The sequence below is a fragment of the Pseudomonas sp. PS01301 genome, from assembly GCF_029960215.1.
Classification (GTDB): Bacteria; Pseudomonadota; Gammaproteobacteria; order Pseudomonadales; family Pseudomonadaceae; genus Aquipseudomonas; species Aquipseudomonas coleopterorum.
Genome location: NZ_JASCPM010000088.1, coordinates 1 through 4546 on the forward strand (window position 1 = coordinate 1; position 4546 = coordinate 4546).

A 4546-nucleotide genomic window follows, 5' to 3' on the forward strand; every position below is an offset into this window, starting at 1 on the left:
GGCTCTGCCCGCGAAGGCGTCCGGATGGGCGGTGCACAGTTTGAGAAAATGCTGTGATCTGGAGGACGTCTTCGCGGGCAGAGCCCGCTCCCACAGTGTGGCGGGGCAATCCCACAGGTTGGGGGTCCACTCTCACAGGGTGGGGTCAGCTCCCACCCGGTTGGTCCACTCTCACAGGGTGGGTCCACTCCCATAGAGTCAGGCCTGCACATGGAGTGGGGTCCTCACACAGGGAGGGGCTCACGCTTGAGGGGGTGGGCTTGCCGGGTTCAGACCTGCAGGACGTCATCCGCGCGGCCGCCGGCTTCCTGGACGACGACGTGGATGAAGTGCAGCTTGGCGATCACGGCCGGTGGCAGCACGAAGGGGTAGAAATCGGGCTGGCCCATGGCGCGTGACAGTTCGTTGAGCATGCCGGCCAGTTCGATCCAGGCGTTGACGAACGCGAGGAATGCCGGGCCGCTGGTATGGTCCGGGTCGTACAGGGTCGTCAGAGGGAACGGGGTGTAGTCCAGGTCCATTTCCTTGGCGCTCATGCCAAAGCCCAATGCCGTGTCGACGGCGTCCATCATGTGCAGGTAATGCGCCCAGGTTTCGGCCCAGTCTTCCCATGGATGCATGGTGGCGTAGGCGCTGACGAAGTTCTGCTGCCAGTCGGCCGGGGCGCCCTGATCGTAATGGCGCTGCAGTGCGTCGGCGTAGCTTTGGCTTTCATCGCCGAACAGACGGCGGTAGTCGGCAACCCAATGGGTGTCGGCGATCAGACGATCCCAGTAGTAGTGCCCTACTTCGTGTCGGAAGTGTCCGAGCAGCGTGCGGTACGGTTCGCGCATCTGCACGCGGACCTTTTCCCGATGGGCGTCGTCCGCTTCCTTGATATCCAAGGTCACCAGGCCATTGGCGTGACCGGTGGTGGGCGCGTTACCGTTCATGTCGGTGCCGATGAAGTCGAATGCCAGGCCGGTGTCTTCGTCTTCGGTCTTGGCGATCACCGGCAAGCCGAGGTTGATCAGTTGGGCGATCAGACGGCGCTTGGCGGTTTCGACCTTGCGCCAGTGTTCGGGGTTTTCCGGGACACTGAGGTCGGGGATGGTGCGGTTCAGGCTGCACGCGGTGCACAGGGCGGCGGCGCCCTTTTCTGCCGGCACCACCCAGTTGCAGGCTGCCGGGGTATCGAGGTTGGCGCAGCGACGGAAGAGTCCGGCGTCTGGCGCGGCGTGCAGGCGCCAGGTGCCCGCTTCGGGGCCGGCGTCGAGTGTGGACAGCACGTTCTTTTCCGGCCAGAAACCGAGCAGTCCGTGGCAGGCCAGGCACTGGCTGTTGCGGAAGAAGATCGACTGCCCGCAGGTGCATTCCCAGACCTTGCTGTGGCGGTTGTCCGGCTTGGTGAATGGGGCGGTGATTCGGGTGCTGAGTTGTTCGAAAAAACGATACATGGCGATCTCCAGTGGCCTGCCATGACTAGAGCTTGCGGCTGCGAGAAAGGTTTCATCTGCGATGTTGGTGAAACGCGAAATGCGGATGAGAGGTTGAAATACGCCCCTGTAGCAGCGGCGCAAGCCGCGTCCGGTTGCACCGCGTTTATCCTGATGCACCGCGTGCGCCGCCGACGCGGCTCGCGCCGCTGCTACAGGGGGCGTGGGGGGGTTGTTGACGTGGGCCAAGCCGCGTCGGCGGTATGTGCGTTGCGTCAGGATAAACGCGTCGTGGCTGGACGCGGCTCGCGCCGCTGCTACAGGGGGCGTGGGTGTTGTTGACGTGGCGCAAGCCGCGTCGGCGGTATGTGCGTTGCGTCAGGATAAACGCGTCGTGGGCGGACGCGGCTTGCGCCGCTGCTACAGGGCGGCGGGTTTTGCGTTGATTACTTGGCTCACATCGTACGTGGGCCGACTTCGACAGGGATGTGTCATGATGTTACATATTTTGGGTTAAGGTCAGGCGCGCTGGGGTGGCAGCGCGCTATCTTGTCATGATGTTACATCTTGGTCAGGAACGTCAGGAATTGCTCTTCGTCGAGGATCTCGATGCCCAGTTCGTTGGCCTTGGCCAACTTGGAGCCGGCGCCGGGGCCGGCGACGACGGTGTGGGTTTTGGCGGAAACCGAGCCTGAAACCTTGGCGCCGAGGGCTTCGAGTTTCTGCTTGGCTTCGTCGCGGCTCATCTGTTCGAGCGAGCCGGTCAGCACCCAGGTCTGCCCTGCCAGCGGCAGGCCTTCGACGACTTTCCTTTCACTGGCCCAATGCATGCCGAAAGCCTGCAACTGAGCTTCCACCGCCCTCGCCGTCTCGGCGTTGTGCGGTTCCTTGAAGTACTCGCGCACCGCCTCCGCCTGCCGAGCGTTGAGCGCCTGGCGCAGGTCGATGCCGTCGGCGGCGATGATCTTGTCCAGGCTGCCCAGCTTGGCCACCAGTTTCTCGGCGCCGGTTGGCCCCACCGAGTTGATGTCCAGTTTGGCGATCATCCCGGCCAGCGTGGTACTGGCGGCGTACTCGGGATGCACCTCGCCCTCCTCCTGCAACTGCAGGCCGCGCTCGAGCAGTTGCTGGATCACGCTGCGGTTGTGCGGGTCTTCGAAAAAGCTGTGGATTTCAAAGGCGACTTCCAGGCCGATGTCCGGCAGGTAGGTCAACACCTGGGGCAGCGCTTCGCTGACGCGTTGCAGCGAACCCAAGGAGCGTGCCAGCACCTTGGCTGTCTCCTCACCCACATCCGGGATGCCCAGGGCATAGATGAACCGCGCCAAAGTCGGCCGTTTGCTGTTTTCGATGGCCGTGAGCAGGTTGTTGCTGGACACCTCGGCAAACCCTTCCAGCTTGACCACGTCGTCGAACTGCAGGGTGTAGAGGTCGGCTGGCGAGTTCACCAGGCCTTCGTCGACCAGTTGCTCGACGCTTTTCTCACCCAGCCCGTCGATGTCCATGGCGCGCCGCGAGACGAAATGGATGATCGCCTGCTTGAGTTGCGCACCGCAGGCCAGACGCCCGACACAGCGATAGACCGCGCCCTCGCTGACGGTCTGCTTGCCCTTGCTGCGCTTGATCAGCTGGGTGCGCTCGACGTGGGAACCGCACACTGGGCAGGTTTCCGGGACGTGCACTGGACGTGCGTCTTGTGGACGACGCTCGCTCACCACCTGCATGACTTGGGGAATCACGTCCCCCGCGCGGCGGATGATCACGGTGTCGCCGATCATCAGGCCCAAGCGTGCCACCTCGTCCATGTTGTGCAGGGTGGCGTTGGCCACCGTCACGCCGGCCACTTTGACCGGCTTGAGCCGCGCCACCGGCGTGACCGCGCCGGTGCGGCCGACCTGGAATTCCACGTCGAGCAGTTCGGTGAGTTCTTCCATCGCTGGAAACTTGTGGGCAATGGCCCAGCGCGGCTCGCGGGCCCGGAAACCCAGCTCGCGCTGCGCCGCCAGGCTGTTGACCTTGAACACCACGCCATCGATTTCGTACGGCAGCTGGGTCCGCCGTGCGCCGATGTCGTGGTAGTACTCCAGGCACTGCTCGATGTTCTCGGCGACCTTGAGTTCGCGACTGATCGGCATGCCCCACTGCTTGAGCTGTTCGAGATTGCCGGTATGGGTGGTGGCGATGTCCTGGGTGACCTGGCCGATACCGTAGCAGCAGAACTCCAGGGGGCGGCTGGCAGTGATTTTCGAATCCAGCTGGCGCAGGCTGCCGGCTGCGGCGTTGCGAGGGTTGGCGAAAGTCTTGCCGCCGACTTCCATCTGACTGGCGTTGAGCCGTTCGAACCCGGCCTTGGACATGAACACCTCGCCGCGCACTTCCAGCACCGGCGGCCAGCCGCTGCCGTGCAGCTTGAGCGGGACGTTGCGGATGGTGCGCACGTTGACGCTGATGTCTTCGCCGGTGGTGCCATCGCCGCGGGTCGCGCCACGGACCAAGGCGCCGTCCTGGTAAAGCAGCGACACGGCCAGGCCGTCGAGCTTGGGTTCGCAGCTGTAGTGAATCGCAGCGCCGCTGCCGAAGAGGTCACCGGTGGGCAGGTCGAGGCCTTCGGTAACGCGGCGGTCGAACTCGCGCAGGTCGACTTCTTCGAAGGCGTTGCCGAGGCTGAGCATCGGGATTTCGTGGCGAACCTGGGTGAACGCGGTCAGGGCCGCATTGCCGACGCGCTGGGTGGGCGAGTCGGGGGTGATCAGGTTCGGGTGGTCGGCTTCAAGGGCCTTGAGTTCGCGGAACAGACGGTCGTATTCGGCATCGGGGATGCTGGGTTCGTCGAGCACGTGGTAGCGGTAGTTGTGCTGGTCGAGTTCGGCACGTAGTTCGAGGATACGGTTGGCGTCGTTCATGATCGGTTCTCGCTTGAAGCAAAAGAGCAGCCTTGGCTGCTCTTGGGTTGAATCAGGCACACTGCAGCGCGCCATTCGCGGGCAGAGCCCGCTCCCACAGATGGGAGCGCGATGTCTGTGGGAGCGGGCTCTGCCCGCGAAGGGAGCGCCGCGGTTTGTAGCCTAGCGCTTGTGGGTCAAGTCGCGGCGTTCGAATTCGACGATGCGCTGGCGATAATGCTAGATGGT

General features: G+C 63.8%; 2 protein-coding genes. Both read right to left on the reverse strand.

Annotated elements, in window-relative coordinates:
* Positions 1–269: 269 nt before the first annotated feature.
* A complete protein-coding gene (locus QMX89_RS22375; protein ID WP_122742746.1) occupies positions 270–1436 on the reverse strand; it encodes a putative zinc-binding metallopeptidase in 1167 nt (388 codons plus the stop codon).
* Positions 1437–1975: 539 nt separating this feature from the next.
* The gene (ligA, locus tag QMX89_RS22380; protein ID WP_282349926.1) at positions 1976–4318 is read right to left on the reverse strand and encodes an NAD-dependent DNA ligase LigA; all 2343 of its coding nucleotides are present in this window, start codon (positions 4316–4318) and stop codon (positions 1976–1978) included.
* Positions 4319–4546 lie beyond the last annotated feature (228 nt).

Bases quoted from the DNA above. Each gene is read 5' to 3' on its own strand.
- QMX89_RS22375 (WP_122742746.1), bottom strand. From the start codon at position 1,436: ATGTATCGTTTTTTCGAACAACTCAGCACCCGAATCACCGCCCCATTC.
- ligA (WP_282349926.1), bottom strand. From the start codon at position 4,318: ATGAACGACGCCAACCGTATCCTCGAACTACGTGCCGAACTCGACCAG.